The organism is Paraburkholderia phymatum, from assembly GCF_040965635.1.
In the GTDB taxonomy this organism is placed as follows: domain Bacteria; phylum Pseudomonadota; class Gammaproteobacteria; order Burkholderiales; family Burkholderiaceae; genus Paraburkholderia; species Paraburkholderia phymatum_B.
In genome coordinates, this window is sequence record NZ_JBFRCH010000002.1 from 655,159 (window position 1) to 679,364 (window position 24,206).

Here is a 24,206-nt window from a genome sequence, read left to right on the forward strand (position 1 = left end):
CTTCTGGCGGCGTTTATCATCTGCGCCGGACTGTTCTCTGGTGGCACAGGAGTATTCAATGACCGACGGTCACAACAACGCCGCACGCGCGGACCACGGCGCCTACCTCGGCGACCACGTTCGCCCTGACAACGGCCTTAAGTTCGAGCTGCTGAAAACCGACGGCCAGGCGCGCCGCGGACGTCTGACACTCAATCACGGCGTCATCGAAACGCCGATCTTCATGCCTGTCGGCACGTACGGCACCGTGAAGGCGATCCAGCCGCGCGAGCTCGAAGAAATCCGCGCGCAAATCATCCTCGGCAACACGTTTCACCTCTGGCTGCGCCCCAGCCTCGAAACGATCGCGGCGCATGGCGGCCTGCACGGCTTCATGGGTTGGAAGCGGCCGATTCTCACCGATTCGGGCGGCTTTCAGGTCTTCTCGCTCGGCGATCTGCGCAAGATCACCGAAGACGGCGTGACGTTCGCGTCGCCGATCAACGGCGACAAGCTGTTCCTGTCGCCGGAAGTGTCGATGCAGATCCAGAAGGTGCTGAACTCGGACATCGTGATGCAGTTCGACGAATGCACGCCCTACGCGACCAACGGCGTGCCGACGTCGCACGAGGATGCCGCCGGCTCGATGCGCATGTCGATGCGCTGGGCCAGGCGCTCGATCGACGAGTTCAACCGGCTCGGCAATCCGAATGCGCTTTTCGGCATCGTCCAGGGCGGCATGTTCGAAGACCTGCGAGACGAGTCGCTCGCGGGGCTGTCGGAGATCGGCTTTCACGGCTTCGCGATCGGCGGGCTGTCCGTCGGCGAGCCGAAGGAAGACATGATGCGCGTGCTCAATCACATCGGCCCGAAGCTGCCCGCCGACAAGCCGCACTACCTGATGGGCGTCGGCACGCCGGAAGACCTCGTTGCGGGCGTCGCGGCGGGCGTCGACATGTTCGACTGCGTGATGCCGACCCGCAACGCGCGCAACGGCTGGCTCTTCACGCGCTACGGCGACATCAAGATCCGCAACGCGACGCACAAGAACTCACTGCGCCCGCTCGACGAGCAATGCGGCTGCTACACGTGCCGCAACTTCACGCGCGGCTATCTGCACCATCTGCATCGCGTGGGCGAAATTCTCGGCGCGCAGCTGAACACGATCCACAACCTGCACTACTACCTCGAACTGATGCAGGAAATGCGCGATGCCATCGACACGCAGATGTTCGACACGTTCAAGAAGTTATTTCATGAAAACCGGGCGCGCGGGACGGACTAAAGTTAAACGACGCGCGACGCAAGCGCGTCGGGCACCGCGCGAAAAGCATCCTCCCACATAGCGCAGCAGACATTACAATTTACTTTCGGAAAAACACCCGAAACCTCTTGACAGCCCGTCACGAAAACTTGTTCGGGTGCCGTCCCGTAAATGGCCGGTGGTAGAATAACCGGCTGATTTTTTTGATTGTTATAACGGAGAGACCAACGTGTCGTTCATTTCCAATGCCTTCGCGCAAGGCAGTGCAGCAGGTGGCGCCGAATCGAGCCTGATGAGCTTCCTGCCGCTGATTCTGATGTTCGCGGTGCTCTACTTCATCATGATCCGCCCGCAAATGAAGCGCCAGAAGGAACACCGCAACATGCTCGCCGCGATGGCGAAAGGCGACGAAGTGGTGACGAACGGCGGCATCGTCGGCAAGGTGACCAAGGTCGGCGAAGCCTATGTTGGCGTCGAAATCGCAGAAGGCACTGAAATCACCGTGCAGAAGGCGTCGGTCACGACCATTCTGCCGAAGGGCACGCTGAAGTCGCTGTAAGGCCTGCTCTCTCGCGTCCGGCGCGGCCTCGCGTCGGTCGAAGCCCGCCCAGGCGCTTCCGCTCGCCGCGCTCATCGCCGGACGCATCGCACTCAAGCCAACCTCCCGTTGGACCACTCCATGAATCGTTATCCCCTCTGGAAATATGTCGTGATGCTGGTGGCGCTCGTCATCGGCCTCGTGTACACGCTGCCCAATTTCTTCGGCGAAGCGCCGGCGGTGCAGGTGTCGAGCGGCAAGGCCACGGTGAAGCTCGATTCGGCCACGCTGTCGCTGGTCGAAGCGGCGCTCGCATCGAGCCAGATCAAGCCGGACGACGTCACGTTCGACAACTCCACATTGAACGCGAACATTCGCGTGCGCGTGAAGGACACCGACACGCAGCTGCGCGTCAAGGACCTGCTGCAAAAGTCGCTCAATAGCGACCCGACCGATCCGCAGTACATCGTCGCGCTGAACCTGCAGAGCGCATCGCCGCACTGGCTGACGGCCCTGCACGCGCTACCGATGTATCTGGGTCTGGACCTGCGCGGCGGCGTGCACTTCCTGCTGCAGGTCGACATGGCGGGCGCGCTGAACAAGAAGCTGGATTCGGACGCTTCGGATGCGCGCACGCTGCTGCGCGACAAGAACATCCGCGACGGCGGCGTGAACCGCGTCGGCCAGTCGGTCGTCGTCAATTTCGCGGACCAGAGCGTCGCGGAGAACGCGCTCACGCAACTGCAAGCGGGCGTGAACGAACTGCAGTGGGCCACGCAGCCGAACCCGAGCGGCGGCGTCCAGGTAGTCGGCACCTTCACGCCGGCCGTGCAGAAGACGGTGCAGGACGCGGCGCTCAAACAGAACATCACGACGCTGCATAACCGCGTCAACGAACTGGGCGTGGCCGAGCCGGTGATCCAGCAGCAAGGCCCCGATCGCATCGTCGTCGAGCTGCCGGGCGTGCAGGACACGGCGAAGGCGAAGGACATCATCGGCCGCACGGCGACGCTCGAAGCGCGTCTCGCCGATCCGAACGGTCTGCATCCGAACCCGGGCGATCCCGTGCCGGCCGGCGACGAGCTTTTCACTCAAGGCAACCAGGCGCCCGTGCTGCTGCGCAAGGCCGTGATCTTCACGGGCGACCGCATCATCGACGCGTCGGCGGGTTTCGACGAGCACCAGCGTCCTTCCGTCAACATCCGTCTGGATTCGGCGGGCGGCCGCGCGGTGCGCAGCGTGTCGCGCGACAACATCGGCAAGCCGATGGCGATGGTGCTGTTCGAAAAGGGCAAGGGCGAAGTACTGACGGTTGCGACGATCCAGTCGGAACTGGGCGACCGCTTCCAGATCACGGGCCAGCCCACGCCGCAAGCGGCAACGGACCTCGCACTTCTGCTGCGCGCCGGCTCGCTCGCGGCGCCGATGGACATCATCGAGGAACGCACGATCGGCCCGAGCCTCGGCGCGGACAACATCAAGAAGGGCTTCGATTCCGTCGTCTACGGCTTCATCGCGATCGCGGCGTTCATGATCGCGTACTACATGCTGTTCGGCCTGATCTCGATGATCGGGCTGTCGGTGAACCTGCTGCTGCTGATCGCGATCCTGTCGATGCTGCAGGCCACGTTGACGCTACCGGGCATTGCCGCTATCGCGCTCGCGCTCGGTATGGCGATCGACGCGAACGTGCTGATCAACGAACGCGTACGCGAAGAGTTGCGCAATGGCGCGCCGCCTCAACTGGCGATCCAGAACGGCTACGCGCACGCATGGGCGACGATTCTCGACTCGAACGTGACGACGCTGATCGCCGGTCTCGCGCTGCTTGCGTTCGGCTCCGGCCCGGTGCGCGGCTTTGCCGTCGTGCACTGTATCGGCATTCTGACGTCGATGTTCTCGGCCGTGTTCTTCTCGCGCGGCCTCGTGAACCTGTGGTACGGCGGCAAGAAGAAGCTGAAGTCGCTGGCCGTCGGCCAGGTGTGGAAGCCCGCTGCCGCCGACGGCGCAACGGCCTACCTCGACGACGCCGACGCGCAATCCGAAGCGGCTCGAGCAATCGCGGCCGCGTCGGCGCCCAAGGCGAAGGCAAAGGCAGCGACGCCTGCTCAGGCCCAGGGCCGCACTGGCAAGCCGACCCTGCGCCGCCGCAACGCGCCGGATGTCACGAAGAAACCGGGTTCGTCCCGCTGAGTCCCGGAGAAAGAACATGGAATTTTTCCGCATCCGTAAAGACATTCCGTTCATGCAGCGCGCGTTGATCTTCAATGCGATCTCGCTGCTGACGTTCATCGCTGCGGTGTTTTTCCTGCTGCACCGCGGGCTGCATCTTTCCGTGGAGTTCACGGGCGGCACGGTCATCGAAGTGCAGTATCCGGGCGCAGTGCCGCTCGAACCCGTGCGCGACACGCTGACGAAGATCGGTTACGGCGACGCGCAGGTGCAGAACTTCGGCACCTCGCGAGACGTGCTGATCCGTCTGCCGCTGAAGCAGGGCCTGACGTCGGCGCAGCAAAGCGACCAGGTGATGTCGGCGCTGAAGGGCCAGGACGCGAACGCGAAGCTGCAGCGCGTCGAGTTCGTCGGTCCGCAGGTCGGCAAGGAACTCGCGACCGACGGCCTGCTCGCGCTCGCGTGCGTGGTCGCCGGCATCGTGATCTATCTGTCGTTCCGCTTCGAGTGGAAGTACGCGATCGCGGGCGTGATCGCAAACCTGCACGACGTCGTGATCATCCTCGGCTTCTTCGCGTTCTTCCAGTGGGAGTTCTCACTGTCGGTGCTGGCCGCGGTGCTCGCGGTGCTCGGCTACTCGGTGAACGAATCGGTGGTTATCTTCGACCGGATTCGCGAGACCTTCCGCCGCGAACGCAAGATGAGCGTGATGGAAGTGATCAACCACGCGATCACGAGCACGATGTCGCGTACGATCATCACGCACGGCTGTACGCAGATGATGGTGCTGTCGATGTTCCTGTTCGGCGGCCCGACGCTGCACTACTTCGCACTCGCGCTGACGGTCGGCATTCTGTTCGGCATCTACTCATCGGTGTTCGTCGCGGCGGCGCTGGCGATGTGGTTCGGCGTGAAGCGTGAAGACCTGCTGAAGGAAAAGAAGGAACGCCACGATCCGAACGATCCAAACGCAGGTGCGCAGGTTTGATCGGTAGCGTTTGAGACTCTCCGAAGCATAAAGAAAAGGCCGGTTCGAAACTGAACCGGCCTTTGTCGTTTACGACGGCGTCATAGCGGTCAAAGCGATCATCGGAACCCAAGCTTGCGCCGCGCCGCCACCAGCGCGACCACGCTCACGACGGCAGCGAACATCAGATAGAAGCTCGGCGCGACCTTCGAATCAGTCGCGCGAATCAGCCACGCGATAATGAACGGCCCGAAACCGCCGAAGATCGTCACCGCGATGTTATAGGCGAGCGACATGCCCGTCGTGCGCGTCTGCACCGGGAAGATTTCCGACAGCAGGCCCGGCAGCGAGCCGAAATAGCCCGTCATCAGGAAGCCGAACACGATCTGCATCAGCATCAGCGTGCCGAAGGTCGGATGCGCGACCAGGTACGTGAACGCCGGCAGGATCAGCAGGAACAGCAGCACGGCGGGCACGAGCATGATCCGCACGCGTCCGTAGCGGTCCGACAGATGACCGACGATAGGCGAGAACACCAGCTGGATCACGCCCACGAGCGAAATGGCCGCGAATGCCACGGAAGGCGCGAGACCCAGTTGCTTGATCGCATACGTCGGCATGAACAGCACGAGATACGTCGACACCGTTCCGAGCACGACTATGCCCATGCCGATGAAGAGCCTCGCCTTCTGGCTCGCGAACGTATCGCGGATCGGCGTCTGCGTGGTTTCGGCGGCAAGGAATTCGGGCGTTTCGTCGAGCTTCGTGCGGATATACCACGCGACGGGCCCGATCAGCAGGCCGAAGAAGAACGGCACGCGCCAGCCCCACGCGCTCAGCTGTTCCGGCGACAGCTCGCCCGTCAGCACGACGCCGAACAGCGCGGCGAGCAGCGTCGTCAAGCCCTGGCTCGCGATCTGCCAGCTCGCGAAATAGCCGCGCCGGGCCGGTACGTGCTCGGCGAGAAACGCGGTGGCACTGCCGAACTCGCCGCCCGCCGAAAAGCCCTGCATCAGCCGCGCGACGACGAGAATCAGCGGCGCTGCGATTCCGATCGACTGCCAGGTCGGCAGCACGGCGATGATCAGCGTGCCCATCATCATCAGCGCGATCGACAGCGTGAGCGCGGCCTTGCGCCCTGCCCGGTCCGCATAGGCGCCGAGCACGATCGCGCCGAGCGGCCGCATGAAGAACGACACGCCGAACGTGCCGAGCGTCAGCAGCAGCGACACCGTATCGTTGCCCGCCGGAAAGAACAGCTTCGAAATGACGACGGCAAAAAACCCGTAGACGACGAGATCGAACCATTCCAGCGCATTGCCGATCGATGCGGCGATCACCGTGCGCCATGTATCGGGACGACTCTGCACCGCGCTCGCGGATATCGTTGAACTCATTGCGGATCTCCAGGTGCGCGCGAGGGTGTCGTTGTGATGGCAATCAGCGACTATTGCCCGCTTCTGTCATGTTTGCCGGACTCGATGCGCGCACAACCGGACCGGCGTCCGCCTCACTATGTACCGCAAAAAAGAAATCTGCACGAGACGTGAAAGCGCCAGGTGTTCACCGCCTCGCCTGTCATCATGAAGAAAAAATCAATAAAAAAACCGCTTCGCCGCGAATGCGGATGAAGCGGCTTGCGCGCCGGTTCAGGCGAGAACGTTTACTGCTTGATGCCTTCCGCCTGGATATGCAGCACCGTCTTCATGCTGAAACCATATTTGGTGCCGAAGTCCATCCCATAGTCCGCGCGGTTGAACTCGCCTTCCGCTTCCACGCCGCACACTTCGCGCTTCAGCACGGGATGCTGGATGCATTTGAACGATTCGATCTTCAGGCTCAGCGGCTTGGTGACGCCCCTCATCGTGAACTGACCGTCCACGGCGACGGGCGTATCGCCGTCGAACCTGATCGTCGTACCCTTATAGCTCGCCGTCGGATACTTGGCGACGTCGAAGAAATCGGGCGAACGCAGATGCTCCTCGAGCTTCGTGTTGCCGATCTGGATGGACGAAGTATCCACCGTGACGTCCACCGTGCCCGTCTTCGCCGCGCGGTCGAGCGTCACCGCGCCCGAGCTTTTCGTGAACTTGCCGCGCCACGTGGACACGCCGCCCATGTGATCGGCTTCGAAGCTCGGATAGGTGTGCGCCGGGTCGAGCTGATACGTATCGGCGGCAAACGCGCCTGCCGCAATCGACGACGCCACTGCGCCGGCAACGATCAAAAGCATCGGTTTCACTTCATTCTCCTTTCTGTGTGCATGCAATGAATCACTTGCTCGCGGCGACGATATGGAATTTGATCGTCACATCGTCCGCGACCACTGACGTATCCTTCCATTCGCCCGTGCCGATATCGAACTGCGAACGTTTGACGGACACCGAGCCGTCGTAGACTTGCGCGGCGCCCTGCTTCGTCACCGTGACGGGCACGACGACTGTCTGCGACTTGCCCTTCATCGTCAGCTTGCCCGTGACCTTGAACTGGTTGGTGCCGGCGGGCGCGATCGTGCTGGATACGAAGGTCGCCGTCGGATACGCCTTCGAATCGAACCAATCCTTGCCGCGCACCTGTTCGTTGTAGCTCTCGTCGCCGAGATCGTAGCTCGACGTATCGATCGTGACCTGCGCGCTGCCCGACGTCGGCTTCGAAGGATCGAACGAGACTTGCGCGGTGAACTTGCCGAACTTGCCTTCGACGGGCACGTTCATCTGCTTCGACGTCGCCGTGACCGTGCTCTTGCCCATGTCGACCTGCGCGAACGCGGCCCCCGACGCGGCCAGCGACGCGGCGGCAAACGCAGCGAGCATGTAGCGATAGAACGAAACCTTCATGTTTATCCTTATTTGAGGAAAGGGATCATCCGCGACAGCAGGCCGTCGCGATCGAGCCATTGATGTTTGATGGCCGCCAGCATGTGCAGCACGACCAGCCCGAGAAGCGTGTAATTGAGCACGATGTGGACCGACTTCAGCACTTCCTTGAGGTGCGGATCAGGGGCGATCAGACGCGGCAGCGGCACGAGCCCGAGATAGACGACGGGCACGTTCGCCGCCGAGCTGAACAGATAGCCCGACACGGGAATCGCGACCATCAGCACATACATCAGGATATGCGTGAGATGCGCGATGCCGCGCTGCCACGCGGCCATATGCGCGGGCATCGGCGGCACGGCATGCGTCGCGCGCCAGATGAGGCGCAGCACGACGAGCGCGAACACCGTCACGCCGATCCATTTGTGCCACGAAAAGTACTTGAGCTTGGTCGGCGTGAAGCCGGGGATGTCCGTCATCACCCAACCGAGCGCGAAGCCGCAGACAATCAGCAGCGCGATCAGCCAATGCAGCGCAATGGCCGTCGATGTGTACGACGAAGCCCGTGCGGAGAACGAACGAAGCGAAGAAGTGTGTGCCATGACAGAACCGACGCCAATCTGTAAGTAAAACGACGCAGTCGATGCCGTTATTCCGCCGCGTCCGACTTCGGCGCACCAACGGCTCGCGGCGCTAATCGTACCGCAAGCCGCTTCGACTGGCTGGCGGCCTTGCATGCGGCGCGAAATTTGCTGTCGCGGTTTGAACCCGCGCGCGCCGCATCCGTCGGACAGAGCCCGCGGCAAGCCGACGAACGTCAGTCCATTCGCCGGGCATCCGTCGGTGCACACCGACGGACGTCATCCGGGCGAGCTTTGATACTATTGCCCCCAAACCGTGCCGCGCGCCTCCCGCATGCCCTTTCACGCCGCATGCAACGCGTCGCGCCGCAACCGGCCGTAAGGTCCAACCAGAGACACGACGACACATCGCTTCCGTTTTCCGATCGCCTGCATGGAACATGACCATCTGATTGCCTGTCACGAATGCGACGCGCTGCTCCAGAAACCCCGCCTCGGACGCAGGCGGACGGCGCGCTGCCCGCGATGCGGCGCGATCCTGTACGGGAGCGCGTCGGGACGGCTGGAGGGCATCACCGCGATGACGATGGCCGCGCTGATCACGTTTCTGATCGCGCAAGGCTTTCCGATCGTTGAACTGGAAACCAATGGCATCACGTCGCAGACCAGCCTGATCGGCGCCATCGTCGCGCTATGGGACGAAGACATGCAGATCGTCGCGGTGATGGTGTTCTGCTCGACGTTTCTTTTCCCGCTCACCGAACTGACGGCGCTGCTCTATCTGCTGATCCCCATTCGCGCGGGCATCGTGCCGCCCGGCTTCAATCAGGTGCTGCGCGCGATCCAGTTCGTGCGCCCGTGGGGCATGATCGAAGTGTTCATGCTCGGCGTGCTCGTGACGATCGTGAAAATGGTGAGCCTCGCGCGCGTGATCCCCGAAGCGGCGATGTTCGCGTTCGGCGCGCTCACGCTGATGTTCGTCGTGGTCGTCACCTTCGATCCGCGCACGCTGTGGGACGTCGCCGAAAGTATCGGCGTGCTGGAGGCGCGGCGCGAACGCCATGCGCGCGAAGAAGGCGATGACGGCAATGCCGATCAGCCCGGACGCGACGCAGGCAAACCCGGCGTCGATGACACGGCCGCGCCGCACCAGGGATGACGGGCCGATGAAATACACGACGGCCTCGCGCGCCGGTCTCGTCGCCTGTCACGCATGCTCGCGCGTGCAACTGCGCGTGCGCTCGAAAGAGCCGCAACGCTGCACGCGCTGCGGCGCGGTCCTGCACCGGCGCCATCCCGACAGCCTGATGCGCACCTGGGCGCTGCTGATCGCCGCCGCCGTGCTCTACATTCCCGCGAACCTGCTGCCCGTGATGCATACGGCATCGCTGCTCGGCGCGGAGGACGACACCATCATGAGCGGCGTCGTCTACTTCTGGACGTCGGGCGACTGGCCGCTCGCCGTCATCGTGTTCGTCGCGAGCATTCTCGTGCCGATGCTCAAGCTCACGGTGCTCGCGCTTCTGACCATCACCGCGCAGCGCCATTCGACGTGGCGTCCGCTCGAACGCACGAAGCTCTACCGGATCGTCGAGCGCATCGGCCGCTGGTCGATGCTCGACATCTTCGTCATCACGCTGACGGTCGCGCTCGTGCGCTTCAAGTCGCTCGCCGTCATCACGGCGGGGCCGGGCGCGCTCGCGTTCGGCTCGGTCGTGATCCTCACGATGATTGCGTCGATGCAGTTCGATCCGCGCCTCATCTGGGACGACGTGGACAAAGGCACAGGCGACGCAGCCCGCGCGAACCGCAATACTTCAGGACCCACCACATGAATAGCCCTCAAGAGCCGACGCCACCGGGCGGCGCGCCGCGCAGCGAGCCGCCCGTCCCCGAACCCGAGATCGTCACGAAACGCGGCTGGCTGCCTTCGCTCGTCTGGGTGATTCCGCTGATCGCGGCGCTGATCGGCGTCGGACTCGTGGTGAAGTCGGTGCTCGAAAAGGGGCCGACCATCACGATCACCTTCGTCAGCGCGGAAGGGCTCGAGCCCGGCAAGACGAAGGTCAAGTACAAGGACGTCGATATCGGCTTCGTGAAGTCGATCAGGCTCGCGAAGAACCATTCGCGCGTCAACGTCGAGGTCCAGCTGACGAAGGAAGCCGAAGACTTCGCGGTGAAGGACAGCCGCTTCTGGGTCGTGCGTCCGCGCATCGGCGCAAGCGGCGTGTCGGGGCTCGGCACGCTGCTGTCGGGCGCGTATATCGGCGTGGACGGCGGCCGCGCGACGGAAACGCAGACACAGTTCGTCGGCCTCGAATCGCCGCCCGCCGTCACCGTCGACCAGAAAGGCCGCCAGTTCACGTTGCGCGGCGAATCGCTCGGCTCGATCGACATCGGCTCGCCCGTGTTCTACCGGCGCGTGCAGGTCGGCCAGGTGACGGGCTTCTCGCTCGACAAGGACGGCACGGGCGTGACCGTGCAGGTGTTCGTGAGCGCGCCCTTCGATCAGTACGTCGGCACGAACTCGCGCTGGTGGCACGCGAGCGGCGTCGATGTGCGGCTCGATTCGAGCGGCTTCAAGCTGAACACGCAGTCGCTCGCGACGGTGATCGTCGGCGGGCTCGCGTTCCAGTCGCCGCCGGGCCAGGCCGTCGGCGCGCAGGCACCGAACAACATGATGTTCCGCCTTGGCTCGGACGAAGGGGATGCGATGCGCGAGCCCGACGGCGAGCCCGTGCACGTCGTGATGAACTTCAACCAGTCGCTGCGCGGGCTGTCGCCCGGCGCGGCCGTCGATTTCCGCGGCATCGTGCTCGGCCAGGTGACGAACATCGGCGTCGAATACGATCCGCAGACTAAGAACTTCACGATGCCCGTCACGATGGACCTGTATCCCGACCGTCTGCGCCGCCGCACCAAGGGCCAGCTCGTGCCCGACCAGGGCACGCAAGAGAGCCACAAGATGCTGCAGGCGCTCGTCAAGCACGGTCTGCGCGGCCAGTTGCGCACGGGCAACCTGCTGACGGGCCAGTTGTATGTCGCGCTCGACCTGTTCCCGAAGGCGCCCGCCGCGACCGTCGACGTTTCGCGCGATCCGATCGAGCTGCCGACGATCCCGAACACGCTCGACGAACTGCAACTGCAAGTCGCCGACATCGCGAAGAAGCTCGATCAGGTGCCGTTCGACCAGATCGGCAACAACCTGAACACCGCGCTGAAGAACGCCGACCGGCTCTTCACGCGGCTCGACAAGGAAGTCGTGCCGCAGGCGCGCGACACGCTCGCGGCAGCGAAGCAGACGTTCGGCTCGGCGGAAGCGACGCTCCAGCAAGACTCGCCGATGCAATCCGACGTGCATCAGGCGCTGCAAGAGCTGACGCGCACGCTGCAGTCGCTGAATGCGCTCTCCGACTATCTCGAACGCCATCCCGAATCGCTGCTGCGCGGTAAATCAGGAGACAAGCCATGACGTATGCCCGCGTCCACCGAACGATGCGCGTTGCCGCGCTGGCGCTGTCCGCCGGGCTGCTTGCGGCGCTCGCCGCGTGCTCGTCGCCCGCGAGCCGCTTCTATACGCTCTCCGCCGGCGACCCGTCGCAGGATGCCTTGCGCGCCGCAAGCAATCCTGCGTTTCTGATCGAACTGCCGCCCGTCGACGTGCCGTCGCAAGTGGCGAAGAACCAGCTCGTAGTGCAGACGGGACCGACCCAGGTGCAGGTGCTCGAACAGGAGCGCTGGGCGTCGCTGCCGGGCGACGAAATCCGCCGCGCTCTGTCCAGCACGTTGACGCAGCAACTGGGCACTATCGACGTGTATGGCACGCCGTATCCCGATCGCGTGCCTGTGTACCGCATCAGTGTGAACGTACAGCGCTTCGAGTCGTGGCCCGGCTCGCATGCGCTGATCGATGCCGTGTGGAGCGTGCGCGCGGTGCGCACACAGGCGGTGCTGACGTGCCGCAGCGTGATCGGGGAGTCGGTGTCCGGCGGCTATGATGCGCTCGCCGAGGGCCATCGGCGCGCGGTCCAGCAGATCTCGACGGAAATCGCAGCCGCCGTGCGCAATCTCGCGGCGGCGCCGGCGCGCGGCGCGAGCGTGACGTGTCCGGCGTCGGCGGCCGGGCCGGCTGCTGCATCAGCGGTGCCTCCTGCACCTTCCTCGCCTCCCGTACCGAATGCGGGGTCGAAGGGCTGAGCCGGCTCACGCGCGCGACGCGACGTTGACGCGCGGTGACGTGCGCTGACGAAGCGACGCGCGCATGGGAGCGCCGACGCGCACCCCAACCCGGAGGCACAGCGAGGCGACCGCGTACAATGTCGCCTTGATCCACGCCTTACGGCAACCTCCATGTCCTTCGAATTTTTCATCCCCTGCCCGCGCGGCCTCGAAGCCGCGCTTGCCGCCGAACTCGCCGAGATCGCCGCGCGTCATCTGAACGGCGCGCCGTTCACGGCCGGCGAGCGAGTGCCCGGCGGCGTGCACTTCAAGGGCGGCTGGGCAGCCGGCATGGCCGCCAATCTGCATTCGCGCATCGCGAGCCGTGTGCTGCTGAAGATCGCGCATCGTCCGTATCGCAACGAGCAGGACATTTATGCGCTCGCGCTCGAACAGCACTGGGAACAGTGGTTCTCGGCGAACGAAACGCTGCGCGTCGACGTCACCGCGATCAAGTCGCCGCTGCGCAGCCTCGAATTCGCGACGCTGCGTGTGAAGGACGCGATCTGCGACCGTCTGCGCGACAAGACGGGCGCGCGTCCGAGCATCGATACGGGCGCGCCGGACGTGCGCATATTCGCGTTCGTGACGGCTACCGACTGCACGCTGTATCTCGACACATCGGGCGAGCCGCTCTTCAAGCGCGGCTGGCGCCTCGACAAGGGTGCGGCGCCGCTGCGAGAGAACCTCGCGGCGGGCATTCTGCGCCTGACGGGCTGGACGCCGGGCACGCCGCTGTACGACCCGATGTGCGGCAGCGGCACGTTCCTCGCGGAGGCCGCGCAGGTCGCGCTGAACATCGCGCCGGGCGTCGATCGCCGCTTCGGGTTCGAGAAGTTCAGGCAATACGACGTATCGGCGTGGCAAGCGCTGAAGGTCGCCGCGCAAGACGCGAAGCGCGCGGCGCGTGCGGGCCGCGGCGATCTGCTGATCTTCGGCAGCGACATCTCCGACAACATGCTGGAGAAAGCGCGCGCGAATTTCGAGCGCGCCGGCTTTCCCGCGCTGCCGCTCAAGCAACTCGACGCACGCAATATGACGCCGCCCGTCAGCGAGGCGGGCATTCTCGTCGCGAACCCGCCCTATGGCGAACGAATCGAGGTGCGCGGACGCGGACCGCGCGGCGAAATACGCAATACGGGACGTGAAGAAGGCGGCTTCCGCCGCGCGGAAGCGGATACGGGGGATATCGCCGAGTTCTTCCAGTCGTTCGGCGATGCGCTCAAGAAGCGCTTCACCGGCTGGCACGCGTTCGTGCTGACTTCGGATCGCAAGCTGCCGGGGCAGTTGCGCCTGCGCGAGTCGGCGAAGACGCCTCTGTATAACGGCGCGCTCGAATGTCGGCTGTTCCGCTTCGATCTGATCGCGGGAAGCGTGAGGCAGCGGCCGGGTGCTGACGAGCCGAAGGCGTAACCGTTATTTCGCGTCGGCGGCTTATTTCCGCGACTCATTTGAGTGAAAGAGAAAGCGGGCGCAATGCCCGCTTTTTTATCACCCATCGCACGCGGCGTCGCGCAACGCTACTGACAGAACGGTGTCAGCAGCCCACCCGCACACTTCTCCTGCGCCATCCGGCGACCCATTCACAGGAGAACGTCATGTCAGCACAACCCAATCGCGCCATCGCCTGGTTCGAGATCCCTTCCGTCGACTTCGAGCGCGCCGTCCGCTTCTACGAGGCCGCGCTCGATACGACGCTGCGCCGCGAAGACTTCGGCATGCCGATGGCCGTCTTCAGCTACGACGAGCCGTCGACGGGCGGCTGCATCGTCCAGAGCCCGACCATGGAGCCGTCGTCGACGGGCTCGCTCGTTTATCTGAACGCGCGCCCGACCGTCAACGCGACGCTCGAGCGCGTGAAGCGCGCGGGCGGCAAGGTCGAAGGGCCTGCCGTGCAGCTGCCGCACGACATCGGCTGGATCGGCTTTTTCACCGATACGGAAGGCAACCGCGTCGGCCTTCATTCGAAGACCAACGGGTGAGTGACGCGACGGCATAAGTGACTGCAATCATCTTGCATGGACGGGAGCAGGCATGAGACGGGAGTAGGCGCTTGAGCGCCCACCCCGTTCGACACGCCAACTCACGTCGACAGGAGCGCATCGTGCGGCGCTATCATCGCGGGAGATTCCCCGTCTATTTCCGCGAGACACCCACGATGACGCGTCGCGCCGACCGCCTGTTCCAGATCGCCGAACTGCTGCGCGGCCGGCGCCTGACCACCGCGCAGCAACTGGCGGACTGGCTGCACGTGTCGCTGCGCACCGTCTATCGCGACGTGCAGGACCTGCAACTGTCGGGCGTGCCGATCGAAGGAGAGCCGGGCATCGGCTATCGGCTGAGCCGCAGCGCGAGCCTGCCGCCGCTCACCTTCACGGCCGACGAACTCATGGCGCTCGCCGCAGGCGCGCGGATGCTCGAATCATGGGGAGGCGAAAGCATGGCGGCGGGCGCACGCGGCGCGCTCGCGAAGATCGCGTCGGCGGTGCCCGCCGACAAGCGCGCGACCATCGACCGCCTCGCATTCTTCGCACCGTCGTTTCACATCGATGGGAATGTCTCGGCGACCGTCGATACGCTGCATCGCGCGATCGACACGCGGCACGTGGTCAGCTTCGCGTATCAGGACAAGAACGGCGCGGCGACGAAGCGGCGCGTGTGGCCGCTCGCGCTCGCGTACTGGGGCGCGCGCTTCACGCTCGGCGCGTGGTGTGAACTGCGCGGAGACTTTCGCCACTTCGCGCTCGCGAATATCGACGAGCTGAAAGTGCACGAGCCGTTTCCCGATGTAGAGGGAAGACGGCTCGCGGATTTCATGCGCAGCATCGGCGTGAAGCCGCGCTGAGCGAATTGTCGTGACACTCGATGAAGCGTGCGAGGCGCCTTTGAATGCGCCTCACAACTCACTTCATCAGTCGACGGACTTCACCATGTCTTCGATGACCTTCTTCGCATCGCCGAAGACCATCATCGTCTTGTCCATGTAGAAAAGATCGTTGTCGAGACCGGCGTAGCCCGCCGCCATCGAGCGCTTGTTGACGATCACCGTGCGCGCCTTGTACGCCTCGATGATCGGCATGCCCGCGATCGGCGACTTCGGATCGTTCTTCGCGGCCGGGTTCACCACGTCGTTCGCGCCGAGCACCAGCACCACATCGACCTGGCCGAACTCACCGTTGATGTCCTCCATCTCGTGAACGATCTCGTATGGCACTTCGGCTTCGGCCAGCAGCACGTTCATGTGACCCGGCATCCGTCCCGCGACAGGGTGAATCGCGTATTTCACGTCGATGCCCTTCTCGACGAGCTTGTCGGTGAGTTCCTTCAGCGCGTGTTGAGCGCGCGCGACGGCGAGACCATAACCCGGCACGATCACAACGGTCTCGGCGTTGCCGAGCATGAACGACGCATCTTCCGCCGAACCCGACTTCACCGGCTTCTGCTCGCCCGCGCCGGCGGCTGCTGCCGCGCCGGGTTCGGCACCGAAGCCGCCGAGAATCACGTTGAAGAACGAGCGGTTCATCGCCTTGCACATGATGTACGACAGAATCGCACCGGACGAGCCGACCAGCGAGCCGGCGATGATCAGCATCGCGTTGTTCAGCGAGAAGCCGATGCCCGCCGCCGCCCAGCCCGAGTACGAGTTCAGCATCGACACGACCACGGGCATGTCCGCGCCGCCGATCGGGATGATGATCAGCACGCCCAGCGCGAACGCGATCAGCGTCATGATGATGAACGGCAGCCACGATTGCGTGAGGAAGAAGATCACGCCGAAGCCGATCATCGCGAGCGCGAGCAGCAGGTTGATCAGATGCTGGCCCGCATAGACGACGGGCGCGCCCTGGAAGAGCCGGAACTTGTACTTGCCCGACAGCTTGCCGAACGCGATCACCGAGCCGCTGAAGGTAATCGCGCCGACGAACGTGCCGATGAAGAGTTCGATCCGGTTGCCGTACGGCAGGAAGCCCGCAATGCCTTCCTCGGCGCCGAGGCCGAATGCGGCCGGCTCCGACACCACCGCATACGCGATACACACGGCCGCCATACCGATCAGCGAGTGCATTGCCGCGACCAGTTCCGGCATCTTCGTCATCTCGACACGCGCGGCGACGAACGCGCCGATCCCGCCGCCCACCACCAGCGCTACGAACACAAGCGCCAGGCCAAGCGACAGATTCGAACCGAGCACGGCAGCCTGCTTCGCGATCAGCGCAACGGTCGTCAGGATCGCAATCGCCATGCCGACCATGCCGAACACGTTGCCGGCGCGCGCGCTCTTCGGATTCGACAGTCCCTTGAGCGCCTGGATGAAGCAGACCGAGGCAATCAGATAAAGAAGCGTAACGACGTTCATGCTCATTTACGCACCCTCCTTCGAACCACCAGGACCCGCGATCCTCTTCGGCTCCTTCTTCTTGAACATCTCCAGCATCCGCCGTGTGACGAGGAAGCCGCCGAACACGTTGACGGCCGCAAGCGCCACGGCAATCGTGCCGAAGAACTTGCCCGCGCCGCCGACCGTCAGGCCCGCCGCGAGCATCGCACCGACGATGACGATCGCTGAAATCGCGTTCGTCACCGCCATCAGCGGCGTATGCAGCGCTGGCGTCACGTTCCACACGACGTGGTAGCCGACGTAGATCGCCAGCACGAAAATGATCAGGTTGATCACGGTATGGTTGATTACTTCCATTGCCTGTCTCCTTTGTCGACCGGAGTTGGCGCTTTAGCGCCTACTCTGGTCCCATGCAGCGCGGTCGACCAGAGTCGGCGCTTTAGCTGTCGGCTGGAGTTAGCGCTTCAGCACTTACTCCAGCCCCATGCAGAGCACTTACTCTGGTCCCATGCACGATAGTGCGCTATGCCTTGCGCGTGACTTCGCCGTCGCGTGCCAGCAGCGTGGCCGCGACGATGTCGTCCGCGAGATCGATATTGAGCGCGCCTTCCTTCGTGACGATCAGCTTCATGAAGTCGAGCAGATTGCGCGCGTACAGTGCGGACGCATCCGACGCGACCATCGATGCGAGATTCGTATAGCCCGCGATCGTCACGCCATGCTTGACGACGACCTTGTCGGCTTCCGTCAGCGGACAGTTGCCGCCGCGGTTGCCTCCGTACTCGGCGCCGCGTCCGGCCGCGAGGTCGATCAGCACGGAGCCCGGCTTCATCGCCTGCACGGTTTCGACGGACAGCAGCGTCGGTGCGGGACGCCCCGGAATCAGCGCGGTCGAGATGATGACGTCGGCCTGCTTCGCGCGCTCGTGGACGAGCGCCGACTGGCGCGTGAGCCACGAAGGCGGCATCGGCCGCGCATAGCCGCCGACGCCTTCGGCTGCTTCGCGTTCCTCAGCGGTTTCGTAAGGCACGTCGAGGAATTTCGCGCCGAGCGACTCGATCTGCTCCTTCACGGCGGGCCGCACGTCCGACGCTTCGATCACGGCGCCCAGGCGCTTCGCGGTCGCAATCGCCTGCAGGCCCGCGACGCCCGCGCCGAGAATCAGCACACGCGCGGCCTTTACCGTGCCGGCTGCCGTCATCAGCATCGGCATGAAGCGCGGATACAGGTCGGCGGCGAGCAGCACCGCCTTGTAGCCCGCGATGTTGGCTTGAGACGACAATACGTCGAGACTTTGCGCGCGCGTCGTGCGCGGCGCGGCTTCCAGCGAGAAGGCAGTGATGCCCGCTGCTGCAAGCTTTGATGAATTCTCCGTATTAAAAGGCTCGAGCATCCCGATCAGCACCGCGCCGCGTTTAAGAAGCGGCAGTTCTGAATCGGTGGGTGTCTGGACCTTGAGAACGATCTCCGCGCCGAACGCTGTCGGCACATCGACGATCTCCGCCCCTGCTGCTGAATAGGCATCGTCCAGATAACTGGCTCCCGTTCCGGCGCCGCTCTGTACGGTGACTCTGTGACCCTGCGACACGTACTTCTTGACCGTCTCGGGCGTCGCGGCGACGCGTGTTTCATACGGCCGCGTCTCGGCTGGCACTCCGATGTGCATCGTTAAACCTCCTCGACCATCCTCTGTTATGAAAATCTGGAATTGCCGACGAGGGGCTACGCCGGCAATGCAATAAGGCAAGTGCAACGGCAACGCACGGCTGGGGCTTCAGCCAACGCTGCAACTTTAACCGAAGTCAGGTGACGGATTGAAATCCGTAACGATCCGGTCTTCAGGAACACGATCCTCCGTGCTTTTTTTACCGGCATGTGCTAGGCGCGCTGCGTGCCGTCCTGGCGCGCACCGGCAAGCCCGGCCCATAACCGGTAAAATGCCGTCCCATGAAACCGGAAACCTGGGCGCCGCATGTGACGGTGGCGGCCGTCGTCGAATGCGACGGGCGCTTTTTGCTGGTCGAAGAGCACACGCCCGCCGGGCTGCGCCTCAATCAGCCCGCCGGACATCTGGAAGCAGGCGAGACGCTGACGCAAGCCGTCATCCGCGAAACGCTCGAAGAAACGGCGCATGCGTTCGCGCCCGAGGCGCTCGTCGGCGTGTACATGACGCACTTCAGCCGGCCAGATACCGTCGATGGTCCTGTTGATGGCGTCACGTATCTGCGCTTCACGTATTGCGGCTCGACGGAAGGCTCGCCCGCCGAGGGCCGCGCGCTCGATCCCGACATCGTCCGCACGGTGTGGATGAGCGCCGACGACCTACGCGCGTGCCCCGAACGGCATCGCACGCCGCTCGTGATGCAATGTGTCGACGACTACCTCGCGGGCCGGCGTTTCCCGCTCGACTTCGTGCAAACGCATTCAGTCGGGCCCTCCCGATAGAACGCGTGCTCCGGCACGAAAAAAAGCAGTCAGGCAGAACCGGATGAGCAAACAGAAAGTGGTGGTAGGCATGTCGGGCGGCGTCGATTCGTCGGTCACGGCATGGCTGCTGAAGGAACAGGGTTACGACGTCGTCGGCCTGTTCATGAAGAACTGGGAAGACGATGACGACAGCGAATACTGTTCGACGCGTCAGGACTGGATCGATGTCGTATCGGTCGCGGACCTGATCGGCATCGACGTCGAGGCCGTCAACTTCGCAGCCGAATACAAGGACCGCGTGTTCGCCGAATTCCTGCGCGAATACTCGGCCGGCCGCACGCCGAACCCCGACGTGCTGTGCAATGCCGAAATCAAGTTCAAGGCGTTCCTCGATCACGCGATGTCGCTCGGCGCGGAAACCATTGCGACGGGCCACTATGCGCGCGTGCGTGAAGTCGACGGCCGTTTCGAACTGCTGAAGGCGAAGGATCACACGAAGGACCAGTCGTACTTCCTGCATCGCCTCAACCAGGCTCAGCTGTCGAAGACGCTGTTCCCGCTCGGCGAAATTCCGAAGACGAAGGTCCGCGAGATCGCCGAACAGATCGGCCTGCCGAACGCGAAGAAAAAGGACTCGACGGGCATCTGCTTCATCGGCGAGCGGCCGTTTCGCGACTTCCTGAACCGCTATCTGCCGACCAGGCCGGGCCCGATGAAAACCACCGAGGGCAAGACGGTCGGCGAGCACATCGGCCTCGCGTTCTATACGTTCGGACAGCGCAAGGGCATTGGCCTCGGCGGCAGCAAGGACGGCAGCGGCGAGCCATGGTTCGTCGCGGGCAAGGACATTCCGTCGAACACGCTGTACGTCGCGCAAGGCCACGATCATCCGTGGCTGCTGAGCCATACGCTGACGGCGGGCAACACGAGCTGGGTCGCGGGCCATGCGCCCGAGGAAGGCCACGCGTGCGCCGCGAAGACGCGCTATCGCCAGGCCGATGCGGCGTGTACGTTCGGCGCCGCCGAAGGCGACAACAGCAAAGACGCTCTCTTTTCCCTCCATTTCGCCGACGCCCAATGGGCTGTCACACCGGGGCAATCGGCCGTGCTCTACGATGGCGACGTCTGCCTCGGCGGCGGCATCATCGAGCACGCGGCGACGGCGCAGCCGGTCGCACGCCAGCCTCGGAAAGCGGCGCTGCTGACGGCACGCTGAGCGTTATCGCGACTGGCCCGCGAGCATGATTCGCGAGCCGGTCCACACCGGCATCGCTGCATTAAGTTCCCGTTCGTTGTATCTTCCGGGCGGCGGTTGTCCCGCCGACGCCCTTGCCTGTCGTCGGCCCGCTTCTCTCGCGTGAGCGTCGAGCGTCGGGCGTCGGCGCATGCGAGCGCCAGGACAACCCACCGTATCCGCCGTACCGATTCGCAGCGCGACTCATCCGCACAAGCGCCCGGCGCATTCACGCAAGGCAAGGCCGATGCAACGGACGCCCAATGCACCGGCGGCGGCGAATTCATTGCAATGGAGTTGTCATGTTCTCTCGACGTTATCTGGCGATGTGGGGTGCCCTTCTGCTGCTCGCGGCCTGCGCCGCGCTCGCCGCAACCGGTCACATCGGATGGCCGTGGATCAGCGTGCCCGTGCTGCTCGTCGCGCTCGGCGTCTACGATCTGACGCAGGAGCGCCATGCGATCCTGCGCAACTATCCGCTGTGGGGGCATTTGCGCTTCCTGTTCGAATTCATCCGGCCGGAGATCCGCCAGTACTTCGTCGAAGACGACACGGAAGAAAGACCCTTCTCGCGCGCGCAGCGCAGCATCGTCTATCAGCGCGCGAAAAACGAAGTGGACAGCCGTCCGTACGGCACGGAAGTCGACGTGAAAGCGACGGGCCATGAATGGATCAGCCATTCGCTGATGCCGACGAAACTCGACGGCCACGACTTTCGAATCGTGGTCGGCGCGGACCGCGCTCAGCCGTATTCGATGTCGATCTTCAACATCTCGGCGATGAGCTTCGGCTCGCTGTCGGCGAACGCGATCCGCGCGCTGAACCTCGGCGCGAAGAAAGGCAACTTCGCGCACGACACGGGCGAAGGCTCGATGTCGAAGTATCACCGCGAGCATGGCGGCGACATCATCTGGGAAATTGCGTCGGGCTACTTCGGCTGCCGCAACGACGACGGCACATTCAACGCCGACAGGTTCGCGAAGCAGGCGCGCGAACCGCAAGTGAAGATGATCGAGGTGAAGCTGTCGCAAGGCGCGAAGCCGGGCCACGGCGGCGTGCTGCCCGCCGCGAAGATCACGCCGGAAATCGCCGAAACGCGCGGCGTGCCGATGGGCCGCGACTGCATCTCGCCCGCGACGCACTCCGAGTTTTCGACTCCGCGCGGGCTGCTCGAATTCGTCGGGCGTCTGCGCGATCTGTCGGGCGGCAAGCCGACGGGCTTCAAGCTGTGCATCGGCCATCCATGGGAATTCTTCGGCATCGCGAAGGCGATGTTGGAAACGGGCATCCTGCCGGACTTCATCGTCGTCGACGGCGCGGAAGGCGGCACGGGCGCGGCGCCGCTCGAATTCACCGATCACATCGGCGTGCCGCTGCAAGAGGGGCTGCTGCTCGTGCACAACACGCTGGTCGGCATCGGGCTGCGCGACAGGATTCGCATCGGCGCGAGCGGCAAGATGATCACGGCTTTCGACATCGCGAAGACGCTTGCGATCGGCGCCGACTGGGTGAACGCCGCGCGCGGCTTCATGTTCGCGGTCGGCTGCATCCAGGCGCAGACCTGCCACACGGGCCGCTGCCCGACGGGCGTCGCGACGCAGGACCCGGTGCGCCAGCGCGCGCTGATCGTCACCGACAAGTCGGACCGCGTGCTCAACTTCCATCACAACACGCTTCATGCGTTGCAGGAGATCGTGCAGGCCGCCGGTCTGCGTCATCCGTCCGATCTGCGCGCGCATCACATCGTGCGGCGCGTGTCGTCGTATGAAGTCCGGCTGATGTCGGACCTGCTGAAGTATCTCGAGCCGAACGATCTGATCGACGGCAACTATCGCTATACGCTGTACGAGAAGTGGTGGCCCATCGCGCGCGGCGATTCGTTTTCGCCGATTCTCGAGGCGGCCTTGGCCTGAGGCGTTGTCGGCTGTTTGAGCATTGCAATAGAAAACGCGCGCTGGATTCGCATCCGGCGCGCGTTTTGTATTCGGGAATCTCCGGCTTACTTGTTCGACGCGATCCGCTGCTGGATATGCTGCGCGCGCGCCGCCGACGCCGGATGCGAACTGAGCATGCTCGACTGGCCGCCGTCGAGCTTCGCGAGCTTGTTGAACGACGTGACGAGGCCGGACGGATCGAGGCCTTTCTTCTTCTGGAGATCGAACGAATAGTCGTCGGCTGCCGATTCCTGAGATTGCGAGAACTGCGCGTTGATCAGCTTCTCGGAGAAATCGCCGAGCTGCGACGCCGAGATCGCACCCGTGATGCCGCCCGTCGACGTCGCCACCGACCGCAGCGCCGACGTCGCATACGCGAGCTGCATCGCCTTCTTCGTGTGGCCGAGCGCGACGTGCCCCATCTCGTGGCCGACGACGCCGCGCACTTCGTCGTCCGTCATCATGTCCATCAAGCCGCTATAGACGCGCACGCAGCCGTTCGCCATCGCCCACGCGTTGACGTCCTTCGTGATGTAGACCTTGTAGTTGACGGGCACGCTGTTGATGTTGTCGCCGAGCTGCGCGGCGATCTTGTTCAGGCGCTTCGTGTACGGGTTGCCGGCACCCGCGATCTTGTTTTCCGCGTCGAGCTGAGCGCACGACTTGTCGGACAGCGTGCGCACGTCGCCATCGGAGAGCGACGCGGCCTGAAACGCCTGCGAGCCGGATTGAACGAGAGAATTGGGATCGAGGCTCATCCCCGAACAGGCGGCGAGCACGCCGCACGCGGCGGCAGCGAGAGCTACGCGGATCGTCTTCATGTCGAAGGTCTCTTGACGGTTGTTATCGATGGTCATGTATCGTCCAGACGGGCGCCCCAAAGCAAAAACGCCTGAAGGGCAGGCGTTTTTAACATGCTGAAAGGCACTTTCGCGGGAAACGAAAGATTCCTTAACATTCCATCGGTGTGACTCGACAACGGCGCGCGGCATCGATGTTTGCCGGCTCGCCGGGTGCGGTTCAGGTCGGTGCCGTATCGATGAACGACTGACGCTGCGACAGCTTCTGATAATGCTTGTCGAGGTTCGGATGCTGCTCGCGCCAGTCCAGTTGCGGCATGCGGAAGTCCAGATAGCTCAGCGCGCAGCCCACGGCGACGTCGGCGAGCGTGTACTGATTGCCCGCGCACCACGTCTTCGAGCCGAGCCCTCGCGCCATCGCCTTCAGGCCGTCATCGATCTTGTGACGCTGGCGCGCGACCCACGCTTCGCTGCGATGCGCTTCATCGCGCAGCACGCCTTCGAGACGGATCAGCACGGCGGCATCCATCATGCCATCGGCGAGCGCTTCCCAGCAGCGCACTTCGACGCGCTCGCGGCCCGACTGCGGCACGAGCTTGCACACGGGCGACAGCGTATCGACGTATTCGCAGATCACGCGCGAATCGAACACGGCCGCGCCGTCTTCCATCACGAGACACGGCACCTTGCCGAGCGGGTTGTAGTCGTGGATGGCCGTATCCGCGGCCCAGACGTTTTCGAGTTCGAGCTTGTAGTCGATTTTCTTTTCGGCGAGCACGATCCGCGCCTTGCGGACGAATGGGCTCGACAGCGAACCGATGAGTTTCATCACATCCTGCCTCTTTTGAAATTGGCCGAAAGTATACGTGCGTTGGCGGCTGTTGGCAGATTTTCAGTGCAGCACGCGTGGGCCGGCGCGTCGCTGGCCCTCAGGCTG

General features: G+C 63.9%; 23 protein-coding genes. 14 read left to right on the top strand and 9 right to left on the bottom strand.

Features of this window, described 5'->3' with window-relative positions:
- The first annotated feature begins 58 nt into the window (after positions 1 to 58).
- The 4 genes from tgt to secF all read left to right on the top strand — a co-directional run bounded on the left by tgt (position 59) and on the right by secF (position 4,941).
- Positions 59 to 1,264 (top strand): tRNA guanosine(34) transglycosylase Tgt, encoded by a 1,206-nt coding sequence (gene tgt / locus AB4Y32_RS06340; protein ID WP_368720490.1) that lies wholly within the window; start codon positions 59 to 61, stop codon positions 1,262 to 1,264.
- 208 nt (positions 1,265 to 1,472) lie between these two features.
- A complete protein-coding gene (gene yajC / locus AB4Y32_RS06345; protein WP_012401902.1) occupies positions 1,473 to 1,802 on the top strand; it encodes a preprotein translocase subunit YajC in 330 nt (109 codons plus the stop codon).
- A gap of 120 nt (positions 1,803 to 1,922) precedes the next feature.
- Complete coding sequence (gene secD / locus AB4Y32_RS06350) at positions 1,923 to 3,974, top strand: protein translocase subunit SecD (protein ID WP_368720491.1); 2,052 nt, start codon at positions 1,923 to 1,925, stop codon at positions 3,972 to 3,974.
- A gap of 16 nt (positions 3,975 to 3,990) precedes the next feature.
- On the top strand, positions 3,991 to 4,941 hold the full coding sequence (secF, locus tag AB4Y32_RS06355) for a protein translocase subunit SecF (RefSeq protein ID WP_087732575.1): 951 nt from the start codon (positions 3,991 to 3,993) through the stop codon (positions 4,939 to 4,941).
- A 98-nt stretch (positions 4,942 to 5,039) separates the two neighbouring features.
- Here the strand turns inward: secF and AB4Y32_RS06360 are convergent, their stop codons facing one another.
- The 4 genes from AB4Y32_RS06360 to AB4Y32_RS06375 all read right to left on the bottom strand — a co-directional run bounded on the left by AB4Y32_RS06360 (position 5,040) and on the right by AB4Y32_RS06375 (position 8,338).
- Positions 5,040 to 6,317: an MFS transporter gene (locus AB4Y32_RS06360; protein WP_368720492.1), complete on the bottom strand. Its 1,278-nt coding sequence runs from the start codon at positions 6,315 to 6,317 to the stop codon at positions 5,040 to 5,042.
- Positions 6,318 to 6,583: 266 nt separating this feature from the next.
- Positions 6,584 to 7,153 carry a YceI family protein gene (locus AB4Y32_RS06365; protein WP_368720565.1) on the bottom strand — a complete coding sequence of 190 codons (570 nt, stop codon included), beginning with the start codon at positions 7,151 to 7,153 and terminating at the stop codon, positions 6,584 to 6,586.
- Positions 7,154 to 7,193: 40 nt separating this feature from the next.
- The gene (locus AB4Y32_RS06370) at positions 7,194 to 7,757 is read right to left on the bottom strand and encodes a YceI family protein (protein ID WP_368720493.1); all 564 of its coding nucleotides are present in this window, start codon (positions 7,755 to 7,757) and stop codon (positions 7,194 to 7,196) included.
- An 8-nt stretch (positions 7,758 to 7,765) separates the two neighbouring features.
- Positions 7,766 to 8,338 (bottom strand): cytochrome b, encoded by a 573-nt coding sequence (locus AB4Y32_RS06375; protein ID WP_368720494.1) that lies wholly within the window; start codon positions 8,336 to 8,338, stop codon positions 7,766 to 7,768.
- A 412-nt stretch (positions 8,339 to 8,750) separates the two neighbouring features.
- Between AB4Y32_RS06375 and AB4Y32_RS06380 the strand changes: the two genes are divergently transcribed.
- The 7 genes from AB4Y32_RS06380 (at position 8,751) to AB4Y32_RS06410 (ending at position 15,380) form a co-directional block, all read left to right on the top strand.
- On the top strand, positions 8,751 to 9,476 hold the full coding sequence (locus AB4Y32_RS06380) for a paraquat-inducible protein A (RefSeq protein WP_368720495.1): 726 nt from the start codon (positions 8,751 to 8,753) through the stop codon (positions 9,474 to 9,476).
- A 7-nt stretch (positions 9,477 to 9,483) separates the two neighbouring features.
- Positions 9,484 to 10,152: a paraquat-inducible protein A gene (locus AB4Y32_RS06385; protein WP_368720496.1), complete on the top strand. Its 669-nt coding sequence runs from the start codon at positions 9,484 to 9,486 to the stop codon at positions 10,150 to 10,152.
- Positions 10,149 to 11,789, top strand: a complete 1,641-nt coding sequence (locus AB4Y32_RS06390) for an intermembrane transport protein PqiB (RefSeq protein WP_368720497.1) — start codon at positions 10,149 to 10,151, stop codon at positions 11,787 to 11,789. Before AB4Y32_RS06385 ends, AB4Y32_RS06390 begins: the two co-directional genes overlap by 4 nt.
- Entirely contained in the window at positions 11,786 to 12,514 is a 729-nt protein-coding gene (locus tag AB4Y32_RS06395; RefSeq protein ID WP_368720498.1) for a membrane integrity-associated transporter subunit PqiC, read from the top strand. Before AB4Y32_RS06390 ends, AB4Y32_RS06395 begins: the two co-directional genes overlap by 4 nt.
- Positions 12,515 to 12,667: 153 nt before the next feature.
- Positions 12,668 to 13,948, top strand: coding sequence for a class I SAM-dependent RNA methyltransferase (locus AB4Y32_RS06400; RefSeq protein WP_368720499.1), 1,281 nt, complete (start codon positions 12,668 to 12,670; stop codon positions 13,946 to 13,948).
- Between the two features lie 185 nt (positions 13,949 to 14,133).
- On the top strand, positions 14,134 to 14,517 hold the full coding sequence (locus tag AB4Y32_RS06405; RefSeq protein ID WP_368720500.1) for a VOC family protein: 384 nt from the start codon (positions 14,134 to 14,136) through the stop codon (positions 14,515 to 14,517).
- 122 nt (positions 14,518 to 14,639) lie between these two features.
- On the top strand, positions 14,640 to 15,380 hold the full coding sequence (locus tag AB4Y32_RS06410) for a helix-turn-helix transcriptional regulator (protein ID WP_439899744.1): 741 nt from the start codon (positions 14,640 to 14,642) through the stop codon (positions 15,378 to 15,380).
- A 66-nt stretch (positions 15,381 to 15,446) separates the two neighbouring features.
- Here the strand turns inward: AB4Y32_RS06410 and AB4Y32_RS06415 are convergent, their stop codons facing one another.
- From AB4Y32_RS06415 to AB4Y32_RS06425, 3 genes are all read right to left on the bottom strand, one after another.
- On the bottom strand, positions 15,447 to 16,898 hold the full coding sequence (locus AB4Y32_RS06415) for an NAD(P)(+) transhydrogenase (Re/Si-specific) subunit beta (RefSeq protein WP_368720501.1): 1,452 nt from the start codon (positions 16,896 to 16,898) through the stop codon (positions 15,447 to 15,449).
- Positions 16,899 to 17,231, bottom strand: a complete 333-nt coding sequence (locus AB4Y32_RS06420; protein WP_368720502.1) for an NAD(P) transhydrogenase subunit alpha — start codon at positions 17,229 to 17,231, stop codon at positions 16,899 to 16,901. It lies immediately after the preceding gene.
- A 166-nt stretch (positions 17,232 to 17,397) separates the two neighbouring features.
- A complete protein-coding gene (locus AB4Y32_RS06425) occupies positions 17,398 to 18,540 on the bottom strand; it encodes a Re/Si-specific NAD(P)(+) transhydrogenase subunit alpha (protein WP_368720503.1) in 1,143 nt (380 codons plus the stop codon).
- A gap of 281 nt (positions 18,541 to 18,821) precedes the next feature.
- Between AB4Y32_RS06425 and AB4Y32_RS06430 the strand changes: the two genes are divergently transcribed.
- From AB4Y32_RS06430 to AB4Y32_RS06440, 3 genes are all read left to right on the top strand, one after another.
- Positions 18,822 to 19,319: an NUDIX hydrolase gene (locus tag AB4Y32_RS06430; RefSeq protein WP_368720504.1), complete on the top strand. Its 498-nt coding sequence runs from the start codon at positions 18,822 to 18,824 to the stop codon at positions 19,317 to 19,319.
- 43 nt (positions 19,320 to 19,362) lie between these two features.
- Complete coding sequence (gene mnmA, locus AB4Y32_RS06435) at positions 19,363 to 20,517, top strand: tRNA 2-thiouridine(34) synthase MnmA (RefSeq protein ID WP_368720505.1); 1,155 nt, start codon at positions 19,363 to 19,365, stop codon at positions 20,515 to 20,517.
- 320 nt (positions 20,518 to 20,837) lie between these two features.
- Positions 20,838 to 22,448: an FMN-binding glutamate synthase family protein gene (locus AB4Y32_RS06440; protein ID WP_368720506.1), complete on the top strand. Its 1,611-nt coding sequence runs from the start codon at positions 20,838 to 20,840 to the stop codon at positions 22,446 to 22,448.
- An 86-nt stretch (positions 22,449 to 22,534) separates the two neighbouring features.
- Here AB4Y32_RS06440 and AB4Y32_RS06445 read toward each other — a convergent pair whose 3' ends face one another.
- The gene (locus AB4Y32_RS06445) at positions 22,535 to 23,290 is read right to left on the bottom strand and encodes a M48 family metallopeptidase (protein ID WP_368720567.1); all 756 of its coding nucleotides are present in this window, start codon (positions 23,288 to 23,290) and stop codon (positions 22,535 to 22,537) included.
- Positions 23,291 to 23,489: 199 nt separating this feature from the next.
- Positions 23,490 to 24,101 (bottom strand): glutathione S-transferase C-terminal domain-containing protein, encoded by a 612-nt coding sequence (locus AB4Y32_RS06450; RefSeq protein WP_368720507.1) that lies wholly within the window; start codon positions 24,099 to 24,101, stop codon positions 23,490 to 23,492.
- Between the last annotated feature and the right edge of the window lie 105 nt (positions 24,102 to 24,206).